At 69.9% G+C, this 854-nt stretch carries 1 protein-coding gene; it reads right to left on the reverse strand.

The genetic code is table 11. The features are described from left to right. Positions 1-854, reverse strand: an 854-nt coding sequence (locus ON27_RS29315) for a WXG100 family type VII secretion target (protein WP_043734784.1), incomplete at both ends; no start/stop codon positions are given.

Here is an 854-nt window from a genome sequence, read left to right on the forward strand (position 1 = left end):
CCGGCCAGTCCGGAGCCGAACCCGGTCCACACCATGGCGGCCAGGTCCTTGCCGCGCAGTTCGCCGCCGGTCAGGCCGTATGCGGTCAGACCGCCCGCCAGACCACCGGCCATACCGCCCACGCCGCCCGCGGCCACGGTGCCGAGTACACGCCCACCGGCCCGGATCGCCGCGGGCGCGACACGACGACCGACCTCGACGCCGACCAATCCGCCGACGGCTCCCGCGGCCGCGCCGATCCTGACCTTCTCCCAGTCCACGGTCTGCCGGTGGCCTTGCGCCATCTGCACCCGCTGCGCCACATAGGGAACTCCGCCGCCGATCGCCGTTCCGAAGAACACGCCTTTCGTGGCCAGCACCAATCGGGGGTGCTCGGCGATGAACCGCGCCGCTTTCCCCAGCATGGTCAGCACCAAGTCGCGCCTGGCGAGTTCCATCCCCGCTTTCGCCTCGGCGCGATCGGCGATCGCCTTGACGATGCTGCCCGGCGGAGGCATCGCCATATCGATGATCACCTGGGCCAGCAGCGCTCCCGCGATGCCGACCAGGACGTACTGCTGGTACTCGATGGCCGTGGCGTTCTCGTACAACTGCTCGGCCATGGCGTTGTTGAACTCGATCTGCGCCTGGGTGTGGGCGATGACCTTGCCGTACTGCTCCTGCATCGCCGCACCGGTCTCACCCTCGACCGCCTTCGCCAACTGCTCCGACGCCACGCGGAGCCGATGCAGCACCGGGACCAGCGCGTTCGCCGCGTCCGACCAGCCGTCGGCACTGCGCCGCATCGCATCCGGATCCCCCTCCGGGAAGTGCCCCAGCACCAGGTCGGTCAGCCACTGGGGAAAGTAGTCGGG

Source organism: Nocardia asiatica NBRC 100129 (genome assembly GCF_000308415.1).
Lineage (GTDB): Bacteria > Actinomycetota > Actinomycetes > Mycobacteriales > Mycobacteriaceae > Nocardia > Nocardia asiatica.